We start from the raw sequence: 724 nt of genomic DNA on the forward strand, positions 1-724 counted from the left end.
TCGGCCCGCAATGACATGGACAGTAAGCTCCAAGGGTTGAAAATCGGCGAGGATTATATGGTGAAGCCCTTTGATCCGAGAGAGCTGCTGTTAAGAATGCAGAATATGCTTGAGCATCATTATGGGACCTTTACGCAAATCAAGCACTTGTATATTGATGCTGAAACCAAAAAAGTGTTCAATGAAAGCCTGCATGATGAGNTGTTGTTTACTGCGATTGAGCGGAAAATTTTCTTTTACTTATATGAAAATAGGGACAGCACCCTGACAAAGGATCATTTCTTTGAATATCTATGGCAGCTCGAAGACAGAAACCCGAATATCGTCAATGTGCACATTAAAAAAATAAGAGCCAAAATCAACGATCAAGCGGGTGAGATTATTGAAAATATATATGGAGAAGGGTATAGGCTGAATACCGTTGTGAAGAAATGAAGTTAAAGACAAAATATATGTTGTTATTATGTACGGCTGTCATTAGTGTCCCGGTGCTATTGCTGGCGGTTAGTATTTTGATGTCTGTCATTTATGAAAACATGTTTAAATCAATGAATCACGGTACGCCTTTTCATAGGTCGTTTGCGTATCCGGCAATGCTCATTGTATTTTTGTTATCACTCTTATTGTTAGCTTTTTTATTTTCGAAGTCGATTCATTCTCTGCTGCATAAAATCAATCTATTACATCATACCATTCGGCATCTGGCGAGTGATCAGAAGGTGCC

At 38.7% G+C, this 724-nt stretch carries 1 protein-coding gene and 1 pseudogene; both read left to right on the plus strand.

All coding sequences use genetic code 11. The annotated features are described in order from the left end of the window. On the plus strand, positions 1-435 hold a 435-nt coding region (locus tag RVS70_RS21640; RefSeq protein ID WP_321134782.1), incomplete at its 5' end, for a response regulator transcription factor. Next, a pseudogene (locus RVS70_RS21645) lies at positions 432-724 on the plus strand (two-component sensor histidine kinase); the annotation flags it as partial. The gene RVS70_RS21640 and the pseudogene RVS70_RS21645, both read left to right, overlap by 4 nt.

It is taken from the genome of Virgibacillus sp. M23 (assembly GCF_034190895.1).
Lineage (GTDB): Bacteria > Bacillota > Bacilli > Bacillales > Amphibacillaceae > Virgibacillus > Virgibacillus salarius.